Source organism: Paracidovorax valerianellae, from assembly GCF_900102625.1.
Classification (GTDB): Bacteria; Pseudomonadota; Gammaproteobacteria; order Burkholderiales; family Burkholderiaceae_C; genus Paracidovorax; species Paracidovorax valerianellae.
The window spans coordinates 55,857-79,164 of sequence record NZ_FMZC01000013.1 but is presented as its reverse complement, the minus strand read 5'-3'; the positions used below and the strand labels follow the sequence as shown (position 1 = coordinate 79,164).

Annotated in this window: 19 protein-coding genes and 1 tRNA gene; 12 read left to right on the top strand and 8 right to left on the bottom strand. The window is 67.3% G+C overall.

Annotated features, from left to right (window positions below; all coding sequences use genetic code 11):
* Nucleotides 1-65: 65 nt before the first annotated feature.
* The 3 genes from BLT03_RS18150 to argS are packed head-to-tail and all read right to left on the bottom strand — an operon-like array spanning nucleotide 66 to nucleotide 3,153.
* Complete coding sequence (locus BLT03_RS18150) at nucleotides 66-725, bottom strand: thiol:disulfide interchange protein DsbA/DsbL (RefSeq protein ID WP_092745173.1); 660 nt, start codon at nucleotides 723-725, stop codon at nucleotides 66-68.
* 58 nt (nucleotides 726-783) lie between these two features.
* Nucleotides 784-1,431, bottom strand: coding sequence for an SPOR domain-containing protein (locus BLT03_RS18145; RefSeq protein ID WP_092745172.1), 648 nt, complete (start codon nucleotides 1,429-1,431; stop codon nucleotides 784-786).
* A 12-nt stretch (nucleotides 1,432-1,443) separates the two neighbouring features.
* Entirely contained in the window at nucleotides 1,444-3,153 is a 1,710-nt protein-coding gene (gene argS / locus BLT03_RS18140; protein WP_092745171.1) for an arginine--tRNA ligase, read from the bottom strand.
* Nucleotides 3,154-3,269: 116 nt separating this feature from the next.
* Between argS and BLT03_RS18135 the strand changes: the two genes are divergently transcribed.
* Complete coding sequence (locus BLT03_RS18135; RefSeq protein WP_092745170.1) at nucleotides 3,270-3,608, top strand: PsiF family protein; 339 nt, start codon at nucleotides 3,270-3,272, stop codon at nucleotides 3,606-3,608.
* Between the two features lie 84 nt (nucleotides 3,609-3,692).
* On the opposite strand, the gene BLT03_RS18130 is transcribed toward BLT03_RS18135, so the two are convergent.
* The 3 genes from BLT03_RS18130 to BLT03_RS18120 all read right to left on the bottom strand — a co-directional run bounded on the left by BLT03_RS18130 (nucleotide 3,693) and on the right by BLT03_RS18120 (nucleotide 5,929).
* Nucleotides 3,693-4,148, bottom strand: coding sequence for a DUF2214 family protein (locus BLT03_RS18130; RefSeq protein WP_092745169.1), 456 nt, complete (start codon nucleotides 4,146-4,148; stop codon nucleotides 3,693-3,695).
* 66 nt (nucleotides 4,149-4,214) lie between these two features.
* The gene (locus tag BLT03_RS18125) at nucleotides 4,215-4,928 is read right to left on the bottom strand and encodes a DUF3016 domain-containing protein (protein WP_092745168.1); all 714 of its coding nucleotides are present in this window, start codon (nucleotides 4,926-4,928) and stop codon (nucleotides 4,215-4,217) included.
* Nucleotides 4,925-5,929, bottom strand: a complete 1,005-nt coding sequence (locus BLT03_RS18120) for a LysR family transcriptional regulator (RefSeq protein WP_092745167.1) — start codon at nucleotides 5,927-5,929, stop codon at nucleotides 4,925-4,927. The genes BLT03_RS18125 and BLT03_RS18120 overlap by 4 nt, the downstream gene beginning before the upstream one ends.
* A 329-nt stretch (nucleotides 5,930-6,258) precedes the next feature.
* On the opposite strand from BLT03_RS18120, the gene BLT03_RS18115 reads away from it, so the two are divergent.
* The 7 genes from BLT03_RS18115 (at nucleotide 6,259) to BLT03_RS18085 (ending at nucleotide 14,824) form a co-directional block, all read left to right on the top strand.
* The gene (locus tag BLT03_RS18115; protein WP_092745166.1) at nucleotides 6,259-8,475 is read left to right on the top strand and encodes a malate synthase G; all 2,217 of its coding nucleotides are present in this window, start codon (nucleotides 6,259-6,261) and stop codon (nucleotides 8,473-8,475) included.
* A gap of 253 nt (nucleotides 8,476-8,728) precedes the next feature.
* On the top strand, nucleotides 8,729-10,342 hold the full coding sequence (locus BLT03_RS18110; RefSeq protein ID WP_092745165.1) for a methyl-accepting chemotaxis protein: 1,614 nt from the start codon (nucleotides 8,729-8,731) through the stop codon (nucleotides 10,340-10,342).
* 193 nt (nucleotides 10,343-10,535) lie between these two features.
* Nucleotides 10,536-10,784 (top strand): cysteine-rich CWC family protein, encoded by a 249-nt coding sequence (locus BLT03_RS18105; protein ID WP_092745164.1) that lies wholly within the window; start codon nucleotides 10,536-10,538, stop codon nucleotides 10,782-10,784.
* Between the two features lie 43 nt (nucleotides 10,785-10,827).
* Nucleotides 10,828-11,016 (top strand): 4-oxalocrotonate tautomerase, encoded by a 189-nt coding sequence (locus tag BLT03_RS18100; RefSeq protein WP_092745163.1) that lies wholly within the window; start codon nucleotides 10,828-10,830, stop codon nucleotides 11,014-11,016.
* Between the two features lie 40 nt (nucleotides 11,017-11,056).
* On the top strand, nucleotides 11,057-12,523 hold the full coding sequence (locus tag BLT03_RS18095; RefSeq protein ID WP_092745162.1) for a DHA2 family efflux MFS transporter permease subunit: 1,467 nt from the start codon (nucleotides 11,057-11,059) through the stop codon (nucleotides 12,521-12,523).
* A gap of 59 nt (nucleotides 12,524-12,582) precedes the next feature.
* Nucleotides 12,583-13,350 carry a class II glutamine amidotransferase gene (locus BLT03_RS18090; RefSeq protein ID WP_092745161.1) on the top strand — a complete coding sequence of 256 codons (768 nt, stop codon included), beginning with the start codon at nucleotides 12,583-12,585 and terminating at the stop codon, nucleotides 13,348-13,350.
* A 403-nt stretch (nucleotides 13,351-13,753) separates the two neighbouring features.
* Entirely contained in the window at nucleotides 13,754-14,824 is a 1,071-nt protein-coding gene (locus BLT03_RS18085) for a YihY/virulence factor BrkB family protein (RefSeq protein ID WP_092745160.1), read from the top strand.
* A gap of 162 nt (nucleotides 14,825-14,986) precedes the next feature.
* Here BLT03_RS18085 and BLT03_RS18080 read toward each other — a convergent pair.
* Together BLT03_RS18080 and BLT03_RS18075 are read right to left on the bottom strand one after the other, a co-directional pair.
* Nucleotides 14,987-15,062: transfer RNA gene (locus BLT03_RS18080), tRNA-Arg, on the bottom strand.
* 30 nt (nucleotides 15,063-15,092) lie between these two features.
* Entirely contained in the window at nucleotides 15,093-15,785 is a 693-nt protein-coding gene (locus tag BLT03_RS18075; RefSeq protein WP_092745159.1) for a TetR family transcriptional regulator, read from the bottom strand.
* A 213-nt stretch (nucleotides 15,786-15,998) separates the two neighbouring features.
* Here BLT03_RS18075 and BLT03_RS18070 point away from each other — a divergent pair, with 213 nt between their 5' ends.
* From BLT03_RS18070 to BLT03_RS18055, 4 genes are all read left to right on the top strand, one after another.
* Nucleotides 15,999-17,303 (top strand): efflux RND transporter periplasmic adaptor subunit, encoded by a 1,305-nt coding sequence (locus BLT03_RS18070; RefSeq protein WP_175537796.1) that lies wholly within the window; start codon nucleotides 15,999-16,001, stop codon nucleotides 17,301-17,303.
* 15 nt (nucleotides 17,304-17,318) lie between these two features.
* Nucleotides 17,319-20,477, top strand: coding sequence for an efflux RND transporter permease subunit (locus tag BLT03_RS18065; RefSeq protein ID WP_092745157.1), 3,159 nt, complete (start codon nucleotides 17,319-17,321; stop codon nucleotides 20,475-20,477).
* Nucleotides 20,478-20,500: 23 nt separating this feature from the next.
* On the top strand, nucleotides 20,501-21,964 hold the full coding sequence (locus BLT03_RS18060; protein ID WP_092745247.1) for an efflux transporter outer membrane subunit: 1,464 nt from the start codon (nucleotides 20,501-20,503) through the stop codon (nucleotides 21,962-21,964).
* 320 nt (nucleotides 21,965-22,284) lie between these two features.
* Nucleotides 22,285-23,181 carry a c-type cytochrome gene (locus BLT03_RS18055; protein ID WP_092745156.1) on the top strand — a complete coding sequence of 299 codons (897 nt, stop codon included), beginning with the start codon at nucleotides 22,285-22,287 and terminating at the stop codon, nucleotides 23,179-23,181.
* The last annotated feature ends 127 nt before the right edge of the window (nucleotides 23,182-23,308 follow it).

The window sequence follows — 23,308 nt, the reverse complement described above, 5'->3', positions numbered from 1 at the left end:
GATCCGGGAGCGGCAAAGAAAAAGCCCGCAAAAGCGGGCTTTCGGCCAAACGGAAACCGCTGGGCTCAACCGCCCTTGGCGGCCGTGGTGGCGAGGTATTCGACCACTTGCAGCACGCCTTGCATGTTGCCGGCCATGGTGCCGTCGGTGTAGTAGCGGCCGGCCACGCCCATCGAGGGCACGCCTTCCACGCCGTAGGCTTCCTGCAGCTGGGCGGCCTTGCGCAGCTGGTTGGACGCCGAGAACGAGTTGTAGGCTTCCTTGAACTTGGCCACGTCCACGCCCTGCTTGCCGATCCATTCGAAGATCAGGTCGTCCTTGTTGAGGGCCTGCTTTTCCACGTGCACGGCACGGAAGACCTTGGCGTGCAGATCGCCCACCTTGCCCATGCTTTCCAGCGCGAAGTACAGCTTTTGCTGCGGAACGAAGCTGGAGTTGAAGGCCACGGGCATGCGGCGGATCGCCAGGTCCTTGGGCGCGGACTTGATCCAGGCGTCCAGCGTGGGCTCGAACGCGTTGCAGTGCGGGCAGCTGTACCAGAAGAACTCGATGACCTCGATCTTGCCGGCCGGCACGTCGCTGGCCACAGGCTTGGCGAGCTTGACGTAGTCCTTGCCTTCCTTGAATTGGCGGGCCTGGGCCATGGCGGGCGTGGCCAGGGGCAGCGTCAGGGCGGAGGCGGCCACAGCGGTGGCGGTGGACAGGGAAAACTCGCGGCGTTTCATGAAAAAGACACTCCTTGTTCGGATCAGTGGATTGTGAGCGGCAGGCCGTGGAAAAAGTTCAGCGCTGCACGCGCACCAGCGCGGATTCGACGCCGGCGCCATCGAGCTTGTCCTTGAGCATTTCGGCATCGTCACGCTTGGTGAACGGGCCCACGCGCACGCGGAACACCGTGCGGCCGCTCTGCTCGCGCTCGCTCACGCGGGCCTCCCAGCCCAGCATGGCCAGCTTGGCGCGCTGCGCATCCGCATCGCCCTGGGTGCGGAAAGCCCCGGCCTGCACGAAGTAATCGAAGGGTTCGGCGCCGCCCGGCGCACTGGCCGCACGGGCCTTGGCCAGATCACCCAGCGGGTCGGCCGAAGCGGCGGGCTTGCTGGCCGCGCCGCGTGGCACGGACGCTGCAGCGACAGCTGCGGGCACCGAAGCCCCGCTGGCGGGCGCGGGCGCCACACCGGCCACGGCCGGCGTCGAACTGGCGGCCACGGGCGGCCGGGCCGGGTTCTTGCCATAAAGGGGTGAATTCGGGTCCCAGTTCTTGTTCTTCTGGGATTCCGCTGCGTCCTGGTCGGCGCTGCGCGCACCGCCCTTGTTGAGGAACGGGACCGGCACCTTGGTCACATACACGGCCACGCCCAACGCCGCCCCCAGGCCGACGACCACCCCGAGGATGAAGCCGATGGCGGTGCCCCCACGCTGCTTTTTTGTCATATCCGTAAACACTCACATTCTGGCTGGCGCCGATACGCCCAGCACGGCCAGGCCATTGTGCAATACCTGTGCCGTGGCGGCGACGAGCGCCAGGCGCGCGCGCTTGACGGCTTCGTCGTCCACCAGGATGCGCTCGGCGTCGTAGTAGCTGTGGTAGCTGGCGGCCAGGTCGCGCAGGTAAAAAGTCACGTCGTGCGGCGCCTCGCCGTCGGTCGCGGCGGTGAGCATTTCGGGGTACTTGGCCAATTGCAGCATCAGCGCCTGGGCCTGCGGGCCTTCGAGCGCGGACAGGTCCACGCCCTGCAGCGAAGCCACGTCGCCACCGCCCTGCTCCGCCCAGCCGCGCAGCACCGACTGGATGCGCGCATGCGCGTACTGCACGTAATACACCGGGTTGTCGTTGTTCTGCGCCACCGCCAGATCGACGTCGAAGGTGTATTCGGTGTCGGGCTTGCGGCTCAGCAGGAAGAAGCGCACGGCATCCTTGCTGGTCCACTCGATCAGGTCGCGCAGCGTCACGTAGCTGCCGGCGCGCTTGCTGATCTTGACCTCTTCGCCGCCCTTGACCACGCGCACCATGGTGTGCAACACGTAGTCGGGGTAGCCCTGCGGAATGCCCACATCGGCCGCCTGCAGGCCGGCGCGCACGCGGGCGATGGTGCCGTGGTGGTCTGTGCCCTGGATGTTGACGACCTTGGTGTAGCCGCGCTCCCACTTCGAGATGTGATAGGCCACGTCGGGCACGAAGTAGGTGTAGCTGCCGTCCTGCTTGCGCATGACGCGGTCCTTGTCGTCGCCGTAGTCGGTGCTCTTGAGCCAGAGCGCGCCGTCCTGCTCGTAGGTCTTGCCGTTGGCGACCAGCCGGTTCACCGTGGCCTCGACGCGGCCGCTGCTGTACAGGCTCGACTCCAGGTAGTACTCGTCGAACTTCAGGTTGAACGCCTGCAGGTCCTTGTCCTGCTCGTGGCGCAGGTAGGCCACGGCGAAGTTGCGGATGGACTCCACGTCTTCCACGTCGCCGCTGGCCGTGAAGGCGCGGTCGGTGGCCTGCACCGTCTTCTTGGCGAGAAAGTCGTTGGCGATGTCCTGGATGTAGTCGCCGTTGTAGAACGCCTTGCTGGCCGGGTTCTCGGGGTCGGTGGGCCAGCACTCGTCGCCGGGCTTGAAGCCTTTGGCGCGCAGTTGCGTGCTGTTCGTGAGCGTCTGGATCTGCACGCCCGCGTCGTTGTAGTAGTACTCGCGGTGGACGCTAAAGCCCTGCGTGGCGAAGAGGTTGCAGATGGCGTCGCCCAAAGCGGCCTGGCGGCCGTGGCCCACGTGCAGCGGACCGGTCGGGTTGGCGGAGACGAACTCGACCAGCACCTTCTGCCCGTTGCTCGGCTGCTGCCCGAAGCGCTCGCCGGCGGCCAGCACCTCGCGCACCACTTCCTGTTTGGCGGCGGGTTTCAGGCGAATGTTGATGAAGCCCGGGCCGGCGATTTCCAGGGCCTCGACCCAGCGGCCGAAGGCCGGCGTGGCCAGCAGGGCTTCGCGCAGCGTTTCGGCCAGCTGCCGCGGGTTCTGCTTGGCAGCCTTGGCCAGCTGCATGGCCGCGGTGCAGGCGAAATCGCCGTGGGCGGCCACCTTGGGGGATTCAAAAGCAGCGCGCCCGGCACTGCCGGGCGACAATTTTTCCAGCTCGTCGGCGAGCGCCGCGAGCAATTCCTGTTTGACGGAGAGCATCCGGGGATTCTACGGGCCGCCCGTCATCCAAACTTTCGGCCATGACGTTATGCTGAACAGCCTCGCGGTGCGTGCGTCGACGGGGGGCTTCCTATCCACTTTGCAGGAAATACGACATGAAGAATCTGCTCTCCGTGGTGGCCGCCGCCGGCCTCGCTTTCTCCCTCGTCACGGCCCACGCGGCCGACGCCCCTGCAGCCGCCGCTTCGGCGCCGGCCAAGGCGCCCACAGCGCAGCAGGGCAAGATGGCCACCTGCAATGCCGATGCCAAGACCAAGGCGCTCAAGGGCGATGAACGCAAGGCTTTCATGAAGGACTGCCTCAGCGCCGACAAGCAGGCCGCCCAGCAAGGCAAGATGACCACCTGCAACGCCGACGCCAAAACCAAGGCGCTCAAGGGCGACGAACGCAAGGCCTTCATGAAGCAGTGCCTGAGCAACAAGCCCGCCGCCTGATCCCCGAATTGATCCGACTCGCTCGGATCGATCCGACAAAAAAAGCCCCGCACCGCGGGGCTTTTTGCTTGATGGGCGCGCGCTTCAGCGGGTGCCCACGCCCCGCGCCAGGAAGGTGGCGGCCAGCGGAATCAGCACCAGCAGGTGTGCCTCGATCATCACCAGCCGCCGCGTGCTGCGGATCGCCGCCTCGTCCGGCAGGGCACCCGTGGCGCGCAGGGCCTTGCGCCAGCGCAGGAAGCGCAAGGTGGGCGCGATGGAGATCAGGCCGATCACCACGAACAGTCCCACCTTCACGTGCAAAAGCGGCTGCATGCCGTACCACTGAGCGCCCTTGATGCCCCAGCCGATGCGGGCGAGGCCCGTGGCCAGCACGGCCAGGGCCGCGATGCCGTAGACCCGGTCCACCTGCGCCAGCCGCTCCACGACCGAGGCGTTCAGCCAGGCCGGGCGGCACAGCGCGGCTTCGCTGGCCAGAAAAGTGACCATGGTGAGGATGGCCAGGAAATGGGCGTAGGCCAGCAAGGCTTCGGTGGTCATGCGGGGCTCCTTGAGGGGGATGGCGGCGGCATGGTAGCGCGATTGCCGGGGCGAGCCCTCACGGCATCACTGCGGCAAAGGCGCGCCGATCTCGGCCCGCACCCAGTCGTCGATCAAGGCCTTTTCATACCGCAGCGCATCGCTGGAGCCGCGCCCGGCCCGTGCAAGAAAAGTGGGATCGCGCAGTTCGCGGCGACCCGACTGCAGCACGCTGCCGTCGGCGGCCAGGCGCTTGAACTCCAGGTCGATGCGCGGCGGGTAAATGTCGCGCACGATGCGCACCTGCGACAGCTGGGGGCCGCGTCCGGGCTCGAAACCGCCGGCCCGCTGCACGTCAGTGATGCGGACCTCCAGCTGCTGGCCATCCGGCAGCGCGGCGGCCGCGCGCTCGGACAGGTGCTGGCACAGGGCGTCCACCCAGGCCCGGCGCGCACGGTCGGATTCGTGCGGGCCCATGCGGCTGTCGCTGAAGCGGGACGGGTCGTCGTACACCACGCTGACGACGCCGGGCGCGACCGCATGCGGGCCGCGGGCCGCGGGCCCGGCGGGGGCAGCGGCAGGCCGCGTGGCTTCCGGCGAGGGGCCTTGCGTGGCGACGGGTGCCGGGGGTGTCTGCGGGGCCGTCGCCGGGCCGCCGGCACAACCCGAAAGCGCTGCCACGGCCGCCACCGCGGCGAGGGCCGCCAGCGCACGGCGGCCATGGCCACGGTGCGGCCACGCCGTGCGGGCAGGCCGGACGACGGTGCCGCGCCCTGTCGGCTTTGGAAGATGGGTCGTCATGGCAGAGCTCCTTCTTGGGTGGATGGTGCGGCAGGGGCTGCGAAAGCGGAAGGGTCGAGCGCGGCGGGGGCTCCCACCGCGCGGCGCCAGAACTCGGGTTGGCCGTAATGGTGCTTGAGGTAATCGATCCACAGCCGCACCCGCAGCGGCATGTGCTTGCGCTGGGGGAACACGACGTAGATGCCGTTGGGCGGCGCGGCGAAATCTTCCAGCACGGCCACCAGGCGGCCCGCGGCGATCTCGGCCTCGACCTCCCAGGTGCTGCGCCAGGCGATGCCCCAGCCGCCCAGGCACCAGTCGTGCAGCACCTGGCCGTCCGAACAGTCCAGGGGGCCGCCGGGCTTGAAGTGCACGACTTCGGAAACGCCTCCCTCGCTCGCCGGCATGCGAAAGGCCCAGCCGCGCGTCTGCGAGGCGTCGCTGGACAGCGTGAGGCACGCGTGCTGCGCCAGATCGCCCGGGTGGCGCGGCGTGCCGTGGCGCTCCAGGTACGCCGGCGTCGCCACGCACAGGCGGCGGTTGTCGGCGATGCGCACGCTCACCAGCGATGAATCGGGCAGGTCGCCCACGCGCACTGCGCAATCGAAGCCCTCACCGGCCAGATCGACCACGCGGTCGCTCAGGTTGAGCGAGATGGTCACTTCGGAATGCAGGTCGCGAAAGCGCGGCACCAGCGGTGCCACATGGCGCCGGCCGAAGCCGGCGGGCGCGGTGATGCGCAGGTGCCCCGTGGCCTTCACCCCGCCGGCGGACACGCTGGCTTCGGCGTTCGCCACATCGGACAGCAGGCGCTGGCAGTCTTCCAGGAAGGCGCTGCCCTCGTGCGTGAGGTGGATGCGGCGCGTGGTGCGCACCATGAGCTTGACGCCCAGGTGCTCCTCCAGCGCGTCCAGGCGGCGGCCCATGATGGCCGGCGCCACGCCCTCGGCCTTGGCGGCGGCGGTGAGGCTGCCGCGGGTGGATACCGACACGAATGACTCGAAGGCCTTGAGCTTGTCCATGGGCGCCGATTATGGGGATGGAAGTCATGGATCGGCAGGGGTTCAACGCTGATTCCGCACGTAGGACCCATGGTCAAAATAGCCTACAGCGCATTATTCATCAGGGCACATTGCTACTAAATACATAGCATTACTGGAAGCCGTAGGCCTTAGGCGCTGCTGCGTCGCCACTTCAGCCACCTGCCATTCGTGCGTAAAAGTCATTGGTTATGAGATTTTCAGGCGGTTTATGTGGCTAAAAAATTCAAATACAGTGGGCTTCACGGTGCCCTGACGGCGCCAACGCTCCCTTTCCGCCCCATTTTTCACCTCCACCGAGACCCCTCACCATGACCGACCGCCCCCCCGCCCACGGCCTGCAAGTGGCCACCTCCCTGTACCGCTTCGTCGAGGACCGGGTGCTGCCCGGCACGGGCGTGGACAGCGCGTCTTTCTGGAAAGGCTTCAGCGCCCTGGTGACGGACCTCGCCCCGCGCAACATCGCCCTGCTGGCCGAGCGCGACCGCCTGCAGACCGAACTGGACACCTGGCACCGCGCCAACCCCGGCCCGGTGCAGAACATGGCGGCGTACCGCGCGTTCCTGGAGCAGATCGGCTACCTGGTGCCCCAGCCCGCCGACGTGCAGGCCACGACGTCGAACGTGGACGATGAACTCGCCACGCAGGCCGGCCCGCAACTGGTGGTGCCGATCTTGAATGCCCGCTATGCGCTGAATGCGGCCAACGCGCGCTGGGGCTCGCTGTACGACGCGCTCTACGGCACCGATGCCATCCCCGAAACCGACGGCGCCGAGAAGGGCCAGGGCTACAACCCCGTGCGCGGCGCCCGCGTGATCGCCTTTGCGCGCGAAGTGCTCGACCAGGCCGCGCCGCTGGCCCAGGGCTCGCACAAGAACGCCACCGGCTACCGCGTGGACGGCGGCCAGCTCGTCGTCGCGCTGGAAGACGGCGGCACGACCGGCCTGCAGGAGGCCGCGCAGTTCGTGGGCTACCAGGGCGAGGCAGCGGCGCCCTCGTCCGTGCTGCTGCGCCACCACGGCCTGCACCTGGACCTGCAGATCGACCGCACCACCGCCATCGGCAAGACCGACCCGGCCGGCGTGAGCGATCTGGTGGTGGAAGCCGCGCTGTCCACCATCCTGGACCTGGAAGACTCCGTGGCCGCCGTCGATGCCGAGGACAAGGTCAACGGCTACGCCAACTGGCTGGGCATCCTGAAGGCCGACCTCACCGAGCAGGTGAGCAAGGGCGGCAAGACCTTCACCCGCGGCCTGAACCCCGACCGCCTCTACACCGCACCGGACGGCCAGGCCGAGGTGCGGCTGCACGGCCGCTCGCTGATGTTCCTGCGCAACGTGGGCCACCTGATGACCAACCCGGCCGTCCTGTGGACCGACGCGCAGGGCACGCAGCGCGAGATTCCGGAAGGCATCCTCGACGCCGTCATCACCACCACCATCGCGCTGCACGACCTGCAGGGCAAGGGCCAGGGCGGCATCCGCAACTCGCGCAAGGGCAGCGTGTACATCGTCAAGCCCAAGATGCACGGCCCGGCCGAAGTGGCGTTCGCCAGCGACCTGTTCGGCCGCGTGGAACAGCTGCTGGGCCTGCCTGCCAACACCGTCAAGCTGGGCATCATGGACGAGGAGCGCCGCACCAGCGTCAACCTGAAGGCCTGCATCGCTGCCGCGAGCGCGCGCGTGGCGTTCATCAACACGGGCTTTCTGGACCGCACAGGCGACGAGATGCACACCGCCATGCAGGCCGGCCCCATGGTGCGCAAGGGCGACATGAAGGCCAGCGCCTGGATTCAGTCGTACGAGAAGAACAACGTGCTGGTCGGCCTGTCGTGCGGCCTGCGCGGCAAGGCGCAGATCGGCAAGGGCATGTGGGCCATGCCCGACCTGATGGCCGAGATGCTCAAGCAAAAGATCGCCCACCCCAAGGCCGGCGCCAACACCGCCTGGGTGCCCAGCCCCACGGGCGCCACGCTGCACGCACTGCACTACCACCAGGTCAACGTGGCCGAAGTGCAGAAGGAACTGGAAAGGACCGACGCCAATGCCGAGCGCGACAACCTGCTCACCGGGCTGCTGACCGTGCCCGTCGCGGCCACGCCGCAATGGAGCGATGCCGAAAAGCAACAGGAGCTGGACAACAACGCGCAGGGCATCCTGGGTTACGTGGTGCGCTGGATCGACCAGGGCGTGGGCTGCTCCAAGGTGCCCGACATCCACAACGTCGGCCTGATGGAAGACCGTGCCACGCTGCGCATCAGCAGCCAGCACATGGCCAACTGGCTGCTGCACGGCGTGGTGACCGAAGCGCAGATCAAGGAAACCTTCGAGCGCATGGCCGCCGTGGTGGACCAGCAGAACGCCAGCGACCCGCTGTACCAGAAGATGGCCGGCCGCTTCAGCGAATCGGCCGCGTACCTGGCAGCGTGCGACCTCGTCTTCAAGGGCGTGGAACAACCCAGCGGCTACACCGAGCCGCTGCTGCACGCCTGGCGGCTGAAGGTGAAGGCCGGCACTGCCGTGCGCTAAAGGCGCGAAGCCACGGCAGACCCATCTTTTGACGACATTGCGCCGCTGACCAGCCGGCGCAGATCACGGGGCACCCAGCGGGTGCCCCGTTTTCATTGGTGGACAGCCATCTCCTGAAGCGAGGAGAAAACCGCTTTCCTAGCAGGCTATGCGGGTAAATCCATATGTTCCGCCAATGCGTAAGGGTTTGTAGTGGTGCTTGAGCAATGCGGAGACAATCGCCCGTTAACCAAGGGTTTACCCTAGGATCAACATGAATCTGCAAAACATCTCCATCGGAAAACGCCTCGGTCTCGCCTTCGGCGTTCTCATCCTCTTCATCGTCACCATGCTGGGCGTCGGCACCTGGAAGCTGCAGTCGGTGGCCGAGGAAACCGCTTCGATGATGGCTCTTCCGCTCACCAAGGAACGGCTGATCTCCGACTGGTACCGCACCATCTTCAGCAACGTACGCCGCCACAGCGTCGTGGCACGCAGCACCGATTCCACCCTGGCGCAGCAGTTCGCGGCGGACAACGCGGCGGCGTCCAAGATGTCGTCGGAGCAGCAAAGCCAGTTGTCGAAACTCATCAGCAGCCCGCAGGAACAGGCGCTGTTCGACAAGACCGGCGAAGAGCGCAAGCGCTTCGTCACGGCGCGCGACGCCATCTACAAGGCCAAGGCCGAAGGCCGCTCCGAAGACGCCGAGCGCATCCTGAACGCCGACTTCACCCCCGCGGGCGAGCAATACCTGCAGGCTCTGCAGGCCTTGCTGGACTTCCAGCGCGCGCAGATCAACGAATCCTCCGAAGCCGTGCAGGCCAACTACCAAAGCGGGCGCCTGCAGCTGATCGTGCTGGGCGCGCTGGCCACGGTGATCGCGCTGACCCTGGCGGTCGCCATCACCCGCAGCATCACCCACCCGCTGCACGACGCCGTGACCATGGCCAAGACCGTGGCCACGGGCGACCTCACCATCACCTCGGGCAGCACCGCCCAGGACGAAACCGGCCAGTTGCTGCGCACGCTAAACGCCATGGGCGAACAGCTGCGCGCCACCGTGGGCCAGGTGCGCCATGGCGCCGAAGGCATCGCCGTGGCCTCCAGCGAGATCGCGCGCGGCAATCTGGACCTGTCCAGCCGCACCGAAGAGCAGGCCAGCGCGCTGCAGCAGACCGCCGCCTCGATGGAGCAGATGACCGCCACCGTGCGCCAGAACGCCGACAACGCGCGCACGGCCAACCAGCTCGCGCAGGCCACTTCGGACAAGGCCGTGCGCGGCGGCGAAGTGGTGAGCAACGTGGTCTCCACGATGGGCGAGATCCACGCGGCATCGCGCAAGATCGTGGACATCATCGGCGTGATCGACGGCATCGCCTTCCAGACCAACATCCTGGCACTAAACGCTGCGGTGGAAGCTGCCCGCGCCGGCGAGCAGGGCCGGGGCTTCGCCGTGGTGGCGAGCGAGGTGCGCATGCTGGCGCAGCGCAGCGCCGAGGCGGCCAGGGAGATCAAGGGCTTGATCGACGACTCGGTGCAGCGCGTGGATTCGGGTAACAAGCTGGTGGAGCAGGCCGGCGAGGCCATGCGCGAGGTGGTGGACGGCGTGCGCCGGGTGACCGACCTCGTGGGCGAGATCAGCGTGGCGAGCCAGGAGCAGACCACCGGGCTGGAGCAGGTCAACCAGGCCATCTCGCAGATGGACACGGTGACGCAGCAGAACGCGGCGCTGGTCGAAGAAGCCGCTGCCGCGACGGGCTCGCTGGAATCGCAGACCGCGCAACTGGTGCGGGCGGTGGCCGTGTTCCGCGTCGGCAATGCCCAAGCCGCTCAGGGCGCGGGCCCTGCCCTGGCTGCGGCGCGCCACATGCCGGCGATCGCCGGCTGAGCGCCAACCGCCTTGGCCGCTGGCTGGCTGGCGGCCACCCGCCAACCGGCGTTTCCGAAGGCGCGATGCGTTGCTATATTATTGATAGCAATACTCCCTAGGGGAATATGCGCTGGAGGGCATTTTGATGCATTCCCCTGTGCGGCACCCCGGCAGTCCAGCGGGGCCTACACTGGCGCCTTCCCCCGATGCCATGACCGCTGCGCCGCCCGCCCCTCCCGCCGTCGATCCGTCCCGTTGCCCGCTGTGCGGGCTGCGCAACGGGTGCGCGATCGAAGCCGGCGCGCCCGCTGCGGATTGCTGGTGCATGGCGGCCCCCGTGTCGCCCGAAGCGCTGGCGCGACTGGCGCCGGCGCAACGCGGCATCGCCTGCCTGTGTCCGGCCTGCGCCGCTGGCACGTCCGTTTCGTCCCACGGCGACGCGCCTGTGGCGCCGATATGATGGCCGCTCCCTTTTTTGAACCCACCCGGAAGGACTGACTGACATGCCGACTTACCACATCGAAATGATGGAAGGCCGCACCATCGAGCAAAAGAAAAAGCTGGTGGAAGAGATCACCCGCGTCTCCGTCGAGGTCCTCGGCGGCGTGCCCGAATCGGTGGACATCCTGATCACCGACGTCAAGCGAGAGAACTGGGCCACCGGCGGAAAGCTCTGGTCCGAGCGCACCTGACGGCGCCACCGGCCTTCACGCTGATCCCTGACACCCACCGATGACCAGCCCCGGCTCCGCCGCCCTTTTGCGCGAACGCTACGGCGAGCGCTACCGCTGGCTGCTCCTGCTGTCGGTGATGGTGGGCACGATGGCCTCGATCATGTCGTCCACCATCGTGAACGTGGCCATCCCCGACATGAGCCACTACTTCGCGCTCGGGCAGGAGCGGGCGCAGTGGGTGTCGTCGGGCTTCATGGTGGCCACCACGGTCGCCATGCTCACCACGCCGTGGCTGCTGGCCCGCTACGGCTACCGCGCCACCTATGTGGGAGCCATGGTGCTGCTGCTGGTGGGCGGCATCGGTGGCGGCGTGGCGAGCCATTACGGCCTGGTGCTGGCCGCCCGCGTGCTCGAAGGGCTTGCTGCGGGCGTGGTGCAGCCGATTCCGGCCGTGATCATTCTCTACGCCTTCCAGCCCCATGAGCAGGGCCGCGCGAGCGGCATCTTCGGCATGGGCGTGGTGCTGGCGCCGGCCATCGGCCCCAGCATTGGCGGGTTGCTGGTGGACTGGTTCGGCTGGCGCTCGATCTTCTTCATGGTGGTGCCGTTCTGCATCGCCTCCATCGCCCTGGCCTACCGCTTCGTGCCGGTCAGCAGCCCCGGCGGCGCAGTGGCCAGCCGGGCCGGCAATTCGCTGGACTGGCGCGGACTCGTGCTCGGCGCGGTCGGCACGCTGTTCCTGCTCAACGGGCTCGTGGCGCTGCACGGCGGGCCCGGGCTGCAGGCCGGCGTGCTGCTGCTGGCCGCGCTGGCGGCATTGGCCGCGTTCATCGCGTGGCAGCGCCGGCAGTTGGCGCGGGGCGCCACGCCGCTCATGGACCTCCGGCTGTTCCAGTACCGCCAGTTCGCCATGGGCAGCATCGTGGCATTCATCTACGGCACGGCGCTGTTCGGCTCGACCTACCTGCTGCCGGTTTTCATGCAACTCGGCCTGCAGCTGTCGGCCTCGCATGTCGGCACCATCATGCTGCCGGCCGGCATCGTGCTGGCCATCACCATTCCCATCGTCGGCCGGCTGGCCGACCGCCAGCCCACACACCTGCTGGTGGGCACGGGCCTTGCGCTGCTGGCGATCTCGTTCGCGCTCATGGTGCTGGTCGATCTGACGAGCGGCCTCTGGATGCTGGTGGTGTTCGCCGTGCTGGGGCGCATCGGCCTCGGGTTCATCCTGCCCTCGCTCAACCTGGGCGCGATGCGGCCGCTGGCCAAGCCGCTCATCGCGCAGGGCTCCAGCGCCATCAGCTTCGTGCGCATGCTGGGCGGCGCCGCCGGCGTGAGCCTGTGCGGCATCGTCCTGGAATGGCGCATCGCGGCGCACGGCGACTCACTGCAGAACACGGTCAGCAGCCCGGCACGCATCGCCGCATTCGGCGAAACCTTCCTGCTGCTCACCGGCCTGTGCCTGCTGGCCCTGGTGGCCGCATGGCAGTTGCGCGCCCCGAAAACGGCGGGTGCGGAGCGCTGAGGCGCTTCGTCCTCAAGCTGCTCTTTTCTTTCCTTACTTACTTTCCCGCCAAGCCCACCATGTGCCAGTTGCTCGGAATGAATGCCAATACCCCGACCGACGTGACGTTCAGCTTCACGGGCTTCGCGCAGCGCGCGGGCAACACGGCGGACCACTCCGACGGCTGGGGCATCGCGTTCTTCGAGGACAAAGGCCTGCGCCATTTCGTGGACCACCAGCGCGCGGTGGATTCGCCGGTGGCGGAGCTGATCCGCCGCTACCCGATCCAGAGCCGCAACGTCATCGCCCACATCCGCAAGGCCACGCAGGGCAGCGTCTCGCTGCAGAACTGCCATCCGTTCATGCGCGAGCTGTGGGGCCGGTACTGGGTGTTCGCGCACAACGGCGATCTGAAGGACTTCCGCCCGCGGCTGCATTCGCACTTCCACCCCGTGGGCACGACCGACAGCGAACACGCCTTCTGCTGGATCATGCAGGAGCTGGCCAAGTCCCATGCCGGCGTGCCGAGCATTCCCGAGCTGACGATCACCCTGCGCGAACTGGCCGCGCAGATCGCGCCGCACGGCACGTTCAACTTCCTGCTCTCCAACGGGCAGGCGCTGTGGGCGCATGCGTCCACGCAGCTGTATTACATCGAACGGCGGCATCCTTTCTCGCAAGCCAAGCTGTGCGATGAAGACCTGCGCATCGACTTTTCGGCGCACACCACGCCCCAGGACCGCGTGGCCGTCGTGGTGACGGCACCGCTCACGAGCGACGAGCAATGGACAGCGTTCCAGAGCGGTGAACTGCGGGTCTTCGTGGACGGCACCTGCGCCACGCCGTAGCGCGGCGCCGAGACGATCAAAGACCCGGGGGCGTCACCCAAGCGGCTTCCACACGGGCGGTTCAGGGTCTGGATAGGAGAAGATCACACCGCCCCGCCCCGGCGGCTTGAACATGGCTTCGCGCTGGCGCTGGCGCTTGATTTCCCGGGGCTTGGCTTTTTCGGAACACTGGCGGTGCGATCTGGACATGCACGGACCTCGCAAAAGATCTGAGAGATGGATGCATTAGCGCACTGCATTCCACGGCCTTTTTGTGGGACAGCACCCCTGCCATCCATCGGACTTGCCGCTTGCACTGCGCATGCAACGCGACACAGGGGGCGCATCAGGGCGCTTCCGGCTCCCTCCTACAGCCCAGGCCTGTGCGATTGGTTACACCAGAGCATTGACTGCCCGACCCGACATGAACGCCTCCACACTTTTTCGCCTTGCCAAGAAATCCTGCCAAGCGTGGCTCGACGACTACGCCCCGAGCATGGGGGCGGCCATCTCCTACTACACCGCGTTTTCGATCGCGCCGCTGCTGGTCATCGTGATCTCGATCGCAGGGGCCGTGTTCGGCCAGGATGCGGTGCGGGGCACCATCGAAGGGCAGATCTCCGGGCTGGTCGGCCGCGACGGCGCCCTGGCCATCCAAGGCCTTATCAAGAGCGCCCGCGAACCCACAGAAGGCATCATCGCCAGCACCATCAGCATCGTGCTGCTGGTGATCGGTGCGACGACCGTCTTCGGCGAAATCCAGAGCGCGCTGGACCGTATCTGGCACGTGCCGGAGCCGTCCAAACCCAGCGGCATCTGGGGCCTGTTGCGGGCGCGTTTTCTGTCGTTCGGTCTCATCCTGGGCCTGGCGTTTCTGCTCATGGCGTCGCTCACCGTCAGCGCTGCGGTGGCGGCTGCGGGCACATGGCTCGGCGCGTTGATGCCAGGGTGGGAGTTGATGCTGATGGGCATCAACACCCTGCTGTCGATGAGCATCAGCTGCGTGCTGTTCGCGATGATCTTCAAGTTCATGCCCTCGGTCCCCATCGCCTGGCGCGACGTGTGGGTGGGCGCGGCGGTGACGGCCGTGCTGTTCGAGGTGGGCAAGGTGCTCATCGGCCTGTACGTGGGCAAAGCGGGGCTGAGTTCGACCTACGCAGCGGCCGGCGCCATCGCCGTGGTGCTGATCTGGGTGTACTACGCTGCGCAGATCTTTCTGCTGGGTGCCGAGTTCACCAAGGTCTATGCCGCCGAGCACGGCTCGCACGCGGCCGCCCCGGAAAACCTCCTCGACCCGGTCGAGCCCCGCAAGGGTGCCACCCACGCGGACGCAGCCCTCACGCCCGTGACGCGTGTACCGGCCCCGGCCCCGGCGGCGGCGCCGTTGTCGACCAGCGCCCTGGCCACGACCGTGGCACTGCTGGCGGCGCGGGTGGCGCTGTCGGTCTGGCTGGAGCGGCGAGAAAAGCGCGACGCGCTCAGGGCGCGGCGGTGACTTGTGCAGGCGCCATTTGCCGCAATGGCGCTTGCGCAGCAGCGGATGCCATGACGCCACCACGAACCAGACGTTCGATCAGGCCAGGAAAGTTTCGGGGGAAAGGGAAGACTGAACTGAGAAGCGGCGCAGCAGTGGAGCGCTGTCTCGGAAATCCATCAATGGTGCGGCTGGCGGGGATCGAACCCACGACCCTTGGCTTCGGAGGCCAATACTCTATCCACTGAGCTACAGCCGCACGGGAGGGCCGTTGCGGCCCAGTCGGCGATTATGGCACGGCCCCCACGGCATGCGGACACATGCTGCGCAACGAGCAATCCTGCAGCCAATCCGGCAGGGGCGGCAGGTCCAGGCCGAGCCCGCGAAGGTACGCATCCACCGAAGCCCGGCCGGTGGAGGGCAGATCGAAATTCGCGCGGTTCAGGATCCAGCCCTGCACCAGTCCGTCGAAGATCGCCTGCAAAGCGATCGCCGCGATTTCAGGCGCCATGGGCAGCTCGAGCTTTTGGGCGTCGGCAGCCAGATGAAGATCCCGGGCGAGCTGCTGGCGAAAGGCATCGCAGGCGGCGATGTGCCGATCGCGCACGCCGGCCAGTTCCTCGACGTATTCAACCCGGAAAAAGGCGATCTCGAACACGCGCTGCATGCGCTCGTCCTGCGCCAGGTTGCGCAGCACCAGATCGATCACCCCGCGCATGCGCTGCAGGGGCGCCATGTCTTCGTTGCTTTCGCACTCGCCGTTGGCGCGCTCCAGCGGCAAGGTCACGCGTTCCATCATGGCGTTGAACAGGTCCACCTTGTCCTTGAAGTGCCAGTAGATCGCGCCCCGGGTGGCGCCCGCGGCCTGTGCGATCTCGTTCAACGACGCGTGCGACACACCCTTCTGGTAAAAAACCTGTTCGGCCGCATCCAGCAAACTATTGCGTGTCGCAACGGCATCTTCTTTGGTGCGTCGGGCCATGGGGGCTTGTCTCCTTGTGTTCGATATCAGCGTTCATGGCGTCGTTCACCCCGTGGGAGGGCAGCGCCAGCGCTTCGCCACAATTATACATTCATGTTTGTATGTATAATCGCGCACCGAATTCAAGGGCTATCTGCGTGGTTGATGCCGATCAAAGACATCTCCCGTGCCTGCATGGCCTTTTCAATCAGCGCAATTTCCGGAAGGACTTTCATGCCTCGCCTCAGTGACGATCTTGGCGTTTCCCCTGCCGCAACCCGTTCCGCCCGCAGGGTCGCAGCCTTTTGTCTCAGCCTCATCGCCGCCACCGCCCTGGTGGCCTGCGGCAAGAGCGAGGCACCGGCCCAGGCCGGCGGAGGCGCACCGCCACCGCCCCAGGTCGGCGTGGTCACCGTGGCACCGGGCGATGTCGGTCTCGTGACCGAATTGCCGGGCCGGCTGGAAGCCTCGCGCATGGCGGAAGTCCGCGCACGGGCCGCCGGCATCCTGCAAAAGCGCCTGTTCACCGAAGGCAGCGATGTCAAGGCTGGCCAGAAGCTGTTCACCATCGATGACGCGCCCTACCGCGCCTCGCTGGAAAGCGCCCGGGCCAGCGTGGCCCAGGCCGAAGCCAACGTGACCCAGACCCGGGCACTGGCCGATCGCTACAAGCCGCTCGTCGCCGTGAACGCGATCAGCAAGCAGGAATACGACAACGCCGTCGCCTCCCAGAAGACGGCCGAAGCCAATCTGGCTGCAGCCCGCGCTTCGGTGACCACGGCGCAGATCAACGTGGGTTATGCCGGCGTGACCGCACCCATCTCCGGCCGCATCGGCCGCGCGCTGGTGACCGAAGGCGCGCTGGTGGGCCAGGGCACTGCCACCGAACTGGCGGTCATCCAGCAAATCGACCCGCTGTACGTGAACTTCACGCAGTCAGCGTCCGAGGCCCTCAAGCTGAAGGCAGGCCTTGCCAGCGGCAAGTACAAGCAGGCCGGCAAGGGCTCTGCCAGCGTGAGCGTGGTGCTGGAAGACGGCAGCCTCTATCCCCAGACCGGCAAGCTGTTGTTCACCGACCTCACGGTGGACCCGACCAGCGGCCAGGTCACGCTGCGCGCCGAGATCCCCAACAACGATCGCCAACTGCTCCCAGGTCTGTACGTGCGCGTGCGCCTGGAGCAAGCGCAGGTGGCCGGCGGCGTTCTGCTTCCGCAGCAGGCCGTGACGCGCTCGGCCAAGGGAGACACGGTGATGGTGGTCGGTGCCGACAATCACCTCACGCCCCGCCCCGTCAAGCTCGGGCCGGCGCAAGGCACGAACTGGGTGGTGCTGGAAGGCCTGCAGACGGGTGAGAAGGTCATGGTGGACGGCTTCCAGAAGCTGCCGCGCGGCAAGCCCGGCGACCCGATCGTCGTGCAGCCCGTGGCCTGGCAGGCCGGTGGTCCCGGCGCCCAGGCGCCCGGCGCGCCCGCCTCTGCTGCTGCTCCCGCTGCGTCCGCTGCGTCCGCTGCTTCCGCCGCCGCTCCGGCCAAGTCCTAAGAAGGAGCGCGGCACATGGCCAAGTTCTTCATCGAGCGCCCCATCTTTGCGTGGGTGATCACTATTTTCATCATCGTGATGGGGGCGATCTCCATCACACGGCTGCCGATTGCGCAGTACCCCGCCGTGGCGCCGCCGACCATCCAGGTCTCGGTGGCCTACCCCGGCGCCAACGCCCAGACGCTGGAAGACAGCGTGCTCGCCGTCATCGAACGCGAGATGAACGGCGCGAGCGGCCTGGCCTATGTCGAAACGACGAGCCAGGCCAACGGCACCGGCAGCATCGTGTTGAGCTTCGAGCCCGGCACCAACGCTGATCTGGCACAGGTGGACGTGCAGAACCGGCTGTCGCGCGCGACGCCGCGGCTGCCGAGCGCGGTGACGCAGCAGGGGGTGCGTGTGGAGCAGTCGCGCTCCAACTTCCTGATGTTCGCCATGCTCACCACGGAAAACCCCGATGTGAGCATCGAGGCGCTGAACGACTACGCGGCACGCAATGTGGTGCCCGAGTTGCAGCGCGTGGCCGGCGTGGGCACGCTCACGCAGTTCGGCTCCGAGCGCGCCATGCGGATCTGGGTGGACCCCACCAAGCTCAAGGGATTCAACCTGTCGCTCGACCAGGTCAACGCCGCCATCCGCGCCCAGAACGCGCAGGTGTCCGCCGGCAACCTGGGTGATCTGCCTGCCGAAACGGGCCAGCCCGTGGCGGCCACCATCGTGGTGCAGGGCCAGCTGTCGTCGGCAGAGCAGTTCGGCAACATCGTGCTGCGCGCCAACACCGACGGCTCCGCCGTCCGCCTGAAGGACGTCGCGCGCATCGAACTGGGCTCGCAGAGCTACAGCACCAGCGCCCGGCTGAACGGCAAAGACGCCGTGGGCCTGGGCGTGCAGCCCACCCCTTCCGCCAACGCACTGGCCACGGCCAAGGCCGTGAAGGCCAAGCTGGAAGAGCTGAAGAAGTTCTTCCCGCAGGGCGTGAACTACGTGGTGCCTTACGACACTTCCAAGTTCGTCTCCGTTTCGATCGAGAAGGTCGTGCACACGCTGATCGAAGCCGTGGTGCTGGTGTTCATCGTGATGTTCCTGTTCCTGCAGAACTTCCGCTACACCATCATTCCGACGATCGTGGTGCCGGTGGCGCTGCTGGGCACCTTCGGGGTGCTGATGGCCATGGGCTTTTCGATCAACGTGCTCACCATGTTCGGCATGGTGCTGGTGATCGGGATCGTGGTGGACGATGCCATCGTGGTGGTTGAAAACGTCGAGCGGATCATGTCCGAAGAAGGTCTGCCGCCGCTGCAGGCCACGCGCAAGGCGATGGGCCAGATCTCGGGCGCCGTGATCGGCGTGACCGTGGTGCTGATCTCGGTGTTCGTGCCGCTGGCGTTCTTCGCGGGCTCCACCGGCAACATCTACCGCCAGTTCGCGGCCACGATGGCCACCTCGATCGCCTTCTCGGCGTTCCTGGCGCTGTCGCTCACGCCCGCCCTGTGCGCCACCCTGCTCAAGCCAATCGACCCCGAGCACCATGCCGAGAAGAAAGGCTTCTTCGGCTGGTTCAACCGTTCGTTCAAGAACGCCACGCACGGGTATGAGAGCCGCATGGGCAAGCTGCTGCGCCGCAGCGGCCGCATGATGATCGTCTACCTGGCCCTCATCGGCGCGGTGGCGGTGGTTTTCATGCGCCTGCCGACGTCGTTCCTGCCCAACGAAGATCAGGGCTACATCATCACCAACGTGCAGTTGCCGCCCGGTGCCGCGCAATCGCGCACCAGCGACGTGCTGCGCCAGGTCGAGGGCTACATGCTCAAGCAGCCCGAGGTGGAAAACATCGTGACCGTGGCGGGCTTCTCGTTCTCCGGCCAGGGCCAGAACGCAGGCCTGGCCTTCGTGATCCTGAAGGACTGGAGCGAGCGTTCGGGTGCGGAGCACGCGGCCTCGGCCGTGGCGGGCCGCGCGTTCGGCGCGCTGTCGAGCATTCGCGATGCCTTCATCTTCGCGCTGAGCCCTCCCCCCATCCCTGAACTGGGCACGGGCACGGGCTTCAACTTCCGCCTGCAGGACCGCGCAGGCCAGGGACACGATGCCCTGCTGGGTGCCCGCAACCAGCTGCTCGGCATGGCCGGACAGAGCAAGGTTCTGGCCGGAGTGCGTCCGGACGGCATGGAAGACGCGCCGCAGATGCAGATCGACATCGACCGCGACAAGGCCAACGCCCTGGGCATCGGGTTCGACAGCATCAGCTCCGCGCTTTCGACCGCACTGGGTTCGAGCTACATCAACGACTTCCCGAACAAGGGCCGCCTGCAGCGGGTCGTGGTGCAGGCCGACGCGTCCGCCCGGATGCGTCCGGAATCGGTGCTGGACCTGCCGGTCGTGAACAACCAGGGCCAGACGGTGCCGCTGTCGACCTTCGCCACCACGCGCTGGATCTCGGGCGCCATGCAGACGGTGCGCTACAACGGCTACCCCTCGATCAAGATCGCTGGCGATGCCGGGCCTGGCTTCACCACCGGTGATGCGATGAACGAGATGGAACGCCTGGCAGGCCAACTGCCGCCCGGCTTCGGCTTCGAATGGACGGGCCAGTCCCGCGAGGAAAAGCTGGCCGGCTCGCAAGCCATGATCCTGTACGCGTTCTCGCTGCTGGCCGTGTTCCTGTGCCTGGCCGCGCTCTATGAAAGCTGGACGATTCCCGTGTCGGTGATGCTGGTCGTGCCGCTGGGCGTGCTCGGGGTGCTGCTGGCCACGCTGATGCGCGGGATGTCGAACGACGTGTACTTCCAGATCGGCCTGGTGACCATCATCGGCCTGTCGGCGAAAAACGCGATCCTGATCGTGGAGTTCGCCAAGGACCTGCAGGCCGAGGGCAAGAGCGCGCTGGAGGCGGCGCTGGAAGCGGCCCACCTGCGCTTTCGCCCGATCATCATGACCTCGCTGGCGTTCACGCTGGGCGTGGTGCCGCTGTTCATCGCCTCGGGCGCCAGCTCGGCCAGCCAGCGCGCCATCGGTACCGGCGTGATCGGCGGCATGATCACCGGCACCGTGCTGGCCGTGATCTTCGTGCCCGTGTTCTTCGTGCTGGTGCGCACGCTCTTCAAGGGCAGCAAGCGCCAGCAGGAGCATGACGCCAAGCAGGTCCAGCACCGCCACGCCTCGGAAAACCTCGAATGACGACCGATCCGCTGGAGAGCTCCATGTCCCACCCATCGTCCCTGCGCGCTAGCGCGCGCTTTGCACGCCCCCTGCTGACGGCAGTGGCCGCCGCCGCGCTGCTGGCAGGCTGCAGCTTCATTCCAACCTACGAGCGGCCTGCCGCGCCGGTGCCCGAGGCGTTTCCCAACGCCGCAGCCGCTGGCGGCGCCGCGACGGCCAAGGCCGCCGCGGACATCGACTGGAAGGAATACTTCGCCGATGCGCGCCTGCAAAGGCTCATCGCCATCGCGCTGGAAAACAACCGCGACCTGCGCGTGGCCGCGCTCAACATCGAGCAGGCCCGCGCGCAGTTCCAGATCCAGCGCGCCGGCCAGTTCCCCACCGTGAACGCCGCCGTCAACGCCACCCGCCAGCCGGACGCGTCGACCCGCTCGTACGCCAACAACTACCAGGTCGGCCTGGCCGTTTCGGCGTGGGAAATCGACTTCTTCGGGCGCATCGCCGCCTTGAAAGAGCAGGCACTGGCGCAGTATTTCGCCACCGAAGAGGCACGCCGGTCCACCCAGCTCAGCCTGGTGTCGTCCGTGGCCACGGCCTGGTTCAATCTGCTGGCCGACGAGGAACTGCTCGACATCTCCCGCCGCACGCTGGGCACGCGGGAAGAGTCGGTCAAGCTGACCCGCCTGCGCCTGGAAAACGGCGTGAGTTCCGAGCTCGACAACAGCCAGGCCGAGGGCCTGGCCCAAGCAGCGCGCGCCACTTACGCGCAGCAGCGGCGCCAGCGCATGCAGGACGAGAACGCTCTCGCGTTGCTGCTGGGCCAGCCCGTGCCGCCGGAGATTCGCGACAGCCTGGGCACCACGGTGGCCCGTCTGGCCGACGCACCAGCCATGCCGGCGCTGCCTGCCGGGCTGCCTTCCGACCTGCTCACGCGCCGCCCGGACATCCGCCAGGCCGAGCAGCAGCTCATTGCCGCCAACGCGAACATCGGCGCGGCCCGCGCGGCGTTCTTCCCGCGCATCTCGCTCACGGCGAGCGTGGGCACGGTCAGCAACGAGCTGTCGGGGCTGTTCAAGAGCGGCTCCTGGGCGTTCTCGCTGGCACCGCAGGCAGCCTTGCCGATCTTCGATGCCGGCCGCAACCAGGCCACGCTCGAATCGGCACGCGCAGCCCGCTCCATCTCGGTGGCGCAGTACGAAAAATCGATCCAGACCGCCTTCCGTGAGGTGTCCGACGCCCTGGCGGGCCAGGCCACCCTCGGGGAGCAGCTGGCCGCGCAGCGCGCGCAGGCCGATGCGGACGCCAAGCGCCTGCAACTGTCCGACCTGCGCTATCGCAACGGCGTGTCCAGCTATCTGGACCTGCTGGACGCGCAGCGCTCGCTGTTCACGTCGGAGCAACTCGTGGTGCAGACGCGCCTGATCCAGCTGCAGAACCAGATCACGCTGTACAAGGTGCTGGGCGGCGGCTGGACGCCGCAGGACGAGCGCGCCGCCGGCTCCTGAGCTGGGGCACAACGCCCTTTTGCGGCGCAGTGCCGCTCTTTGAAACGCCCGGCGAAGAACCATTTCCTCGCCGGGCGTTTGCATTGGAGGGGCCTTGTTGGGAGCCTCCGATCTCCGGCGTCCGGCCGGCACACGCGGCCTGAAGCCGTGCCGCGGGCTCAAGCACACCACGTTACCGAAGCCACCATCGCCGCCCACCAGACCTTGATGCAGCGCAACCACGCTGGAAAGCCGGCCGTTTTCCCTAACGGCCGGCCCTGAAAGCCCTTCCTATAATCCAGGGTTGGTTCCCATCAAGCCCCCGATACATAGAGGACGTCATGAGCGACACCCCCCACGAAGAAGCGCACACCGGCCCCATCAAGAACCCCAAGCAACTGCTGTTGACGGTCTTCTTTTCGTTTGTGGTCCCGATCTTCGCCATCATCGGGCTCGTGTTGTATGTCACTTCCGGCACCAAGCCGGCCGACGGCGCAGCCAATCCGGAGCGAGCGCTGGCGGAGCGGATCCAGAAAGTGGGCATGGTGGAAGTGCGCGACGCCAACCGCCCGCTGCGTCCCGGCGAAGAAGTCTTCAAGGGCCAATGCGCCGCCTGCCACGCCACCGGCGCGGCCGGCGCCCCCAAGCTGGGCGACGCTGCGGCCTGGGGCCCCCGCATCAAGACGGGATTTGAGGCGCTGGTCCATTCGGCCCTGGCCGGCAAGGGCGCGATGGCCCCGCAAGGCGGCGGCGAATTCAACGACACCGAAATCGCCCGCGGCGTCGCCTACATGGCGAACGCGGCCGGCGCCAAGTTCGAAGAGCCTGCCGTCCCCGCCGCGGCAGGCGCCTCCGGAGCAGGGGCTGGCGCTTCCGCCACGGCCGAAGCCCCGGCAGCCGCTCCAGCCCCTGCCACCACTGCAGCCCCCGCTGCCCCGGCAGCGCCTGCGACCGCAGCCGCTCCAGCAGCAACGCCGGCTGCGGCAACCACCGTGGCGGCCGGTGCCGGCGAAGCCCTGTACAAGCAGGCCTGCCAGGTGTGCCATGCGGCCGGTGTGGCGGGAGCCCCGAAGTTCGGCGACAAGGCCGCCTGGGCAGAGCGCCTGAAGGACGGCATCGACGGCATGACCCGCATCGCCATCGCGGGCAAGGGTGCGATGCCACCGCGCGGCGGCACGCAGGCCTCCGACGCCGAAATCCGCGCTGCCGTCGAGTTCATGGCCAACGCGGCCAAGTGAGTTGTATGGGGCGAACCGCTGTGTTGCCCTGACGCGCCGAGCCCTCTCGCTCATCGCAAAAGCCGGTCACTGACCGGCTTTTGCTTTTTGTCGGGTTTCGGCGTGCGCTGTGGTGGCCGGCAATGCA

Coding starts and splice junctions, on each gene's coding strand:
- BLT03_RS18150 (WP_092745173.1), bottom strand. CDS start 725: ATGAAACGCCGCGAGTTTTCCCTGTCCACCGCCACCGCTGTGGCCGCC.
- BLT03_RS18145 (WP_092745172.1), bottom strand. CDS start 1,431: ATGACAAAAAAGCAGCGTGGGGGCACCGCCATCGGCTTCATCCTCGGG.
- argS (WP_092745171.1), bottom strand. CDS start 3,153: ATGCTCTCCGTCAAACAGGAATTGCTCGCGGCGCTCGCCGACGAGCTG.
- BLT03_RS18135 (WP_092745170.1), top strand. CDS start 3,270: ATGAAGAATCTGCTCTCCGTGGTGGCCGCCGCCGGCCTCGCTTTCTCC.
- BLT03_RS18130 (WP_092745169.1), bottom strand. CDS start 4,148: ATGACCACCGAAGCCTTGCTGGCCTACGCCCATTTCCTGGCCATCCTC.
- BLT03_RS18125 (WP_092745168.1), bottom strand. CDS start 4,928: ATGACGACCCATCTTCCAAAGCCGACAGGGCGCGGCACCGTCGTCCGG.
- BLT03_RS18120 (WP_092745167.1), bottom strand. CDS start 5,929: ATGGACAAGCTCAAGGCCTTCGAGTCATTCGTGTCGGTATCCACCCGC.
- BLT03_RS18115 (WP_092745166.1), top strand. CDS start 6,259: ATGACCGACCGCCCCCCCGCCCACGGCCTGCAAGTGGCCACCTCCCTG.
- BLT03_RS18110 (WP_092745165.1), top strand. CDS start 8,729: ATGAATCTGCAAAACATCTCCATCGGAAAACGCCTCGGTCTCGCCTTC.
- BLT03_RS18105 (WP_092745164.1), top strand. CDS start 10,536: ATGACCGCTGCGCCGCCCGCCCCTCCCGCCGTCGATCCGTCCCGTTGC.
- BLT03_RS18100 (WP_092745163.1), top strand. CDS start 10,828: ATGCCGACTTACCACATCGAAATGATGGAAGGCCGCACCATCGAGCAA.
- BLT03_RS18095 (WP_092745162.1), top strand. CDS start 11,057: ATGACCAGCCCCGGCTCCGCCGCCCTTTTGCGCGAACGCTACGGCGAG.
- BLT03_RS18090 (WP_092745161.1), top strand. CDS start 12,583: ATGTGCCAGTTGCTCGGAATGAATGCCAATACCCCGACCGACGTGACG.
- BLT03_RS18085 (WP_092745160.1), top strand. CDS start 13,754: ATGAACGCCTCCACACTTTTTCGCCTTGCCAAGAAATCCTGCCAAGCG.
- BLT03_RS18075 (WP_092745159.1), bottom strand. CDS start 15,785: ATGGCCCGACGCACCAAAGAAGATGCCGTTGCGACACGCAATAGTTTG.
- BLT03_RS18070 (WP_175537796.1), top strand. CDS start 15,999: ATGCCTCGCCTCAGTGACGATCTTGGCGTTTCCCCTGCCGCAACCCGT.
- BLT03_RS18065 (WP_092745157.1), top strand. CDS start 17,319: ATGGCCAAGTTCTTCATCGAGCGCCCCATCTTTGCGTGGGTGATCACT.
- BLT03_RS18060 (WP_092745247.1), top strand. CDS start 20,501: ATGTCCCACCCATCGTCCCTGCGCGCTAGCGCGCGCTTTGCACGCCCC.
- BLT03_RS18055 (WP_092745156.1), top strand. CDS start 22,285: ATGAGCGACACCCCCCACGAAGAAGCGCACACCGGCCCCATCAAGAAC.